General features: G+C 44.4%; 1 protein-coding gene. It reads right to left on the bottom strand.

The features are described from left to right. Window positions 1-242: 242 nt before the first annotated feature. Window positions 243-668 carry a nucleoside-diphosphate kinase gene (gene ndk / locus R8N49_RS26040; protein ID WP_005460254.1) on the bottom strand — a complete coding sequence of 142 codons (426 nt, stop codon included), beginning with the start codon at window positions 666-668 and terminating at the stop codon, window positions 243-245. Window positions 669-846: the final 178 nt, after the last annotated feature.

The following is an 846-nucleotide window of genomic DNA, read 5'->3' as shown; positions in this document are numbered from 1 at the left end:
AGATTGATTTTTTCAGTGGTCATGTTGCCTCTCAATGACTGAAACAAGAATAAGGGCGCGAATTGTACAGCCTTTATGCAGCTACAACAAGAGGTCTAAAACCCTGTCTTTGCTAAGGCATTAAAAACACTTCGGTTAAATATTAAACAACCCAACCAATGCGCCTTCGAACTGTTTCGATAATAAAAAGCCCCGGAATTATCCGAGGCTAACTATCTTTACGAGCACAAACTAACTACCGATTAGCGAGGGCAAATTTCTGACTCAGGGAAGAAGAACTCAATCTCACGAGCCGCTGATTCAGGACTATCTGAACCATGCACAGAGTTATGACGCATGCTTAGCGCGTAATCTGCGCGAAGTGTGCCTGCTGCCGCTTCTTCTGGGTTGGTTTTACCCATCAATTCGCGGTAACGTGCAATCGCATTTTCGCCTTCCAACACTTGAACCATAATAGGGCCAGAAGTCATGAACTCTTTTAGAGGTTGGAAGAATTCTTTACCTTCATGTTCTGCGTAAAAGCCGCTCGCCTGCTCTTCAGTCAGGTGAACCATTTTCGCAGCAATAATACGTAGGCCTGCCTTCTCGATTCGATTGTAGATTTCACCGATCAGGTTTCTTTCCACAGCGTCAGGCTTAACAATGGAAAACGTTCTTTCTAGAGCCATAAAGTTTCCTTTTTGTACTTGTAATAATAGTGTTTAAAAGTGACTTACTTGACTACGGCAGCGCCTAACTGACGCCACCATAAATATTATTTTTCTGCTTGCTCATTAAGAAGGCGAGCAAGAGTGCGGACACCCATACCAGTCGCGCCAGCCGCCCACTTGTCTGATGCAGACTTAC

This window comes from Vibrio sp. 1978 (assembly GCF_033344345.1).
Note: the sequence above shows the minus strand (reverse complement) of the source record. Positions and strands in the feature narration are given on the sequence as shown.

What these genes read in the sequence shown, in the direction of transcription:
- ndk (WP_005460254.1), bottom strand. Translation starts at nt 668, where the DNA reads ATGGCTCTAGAAAGAACGTTTTCCATTGTTAAGCCTGACGCTGTGGAA.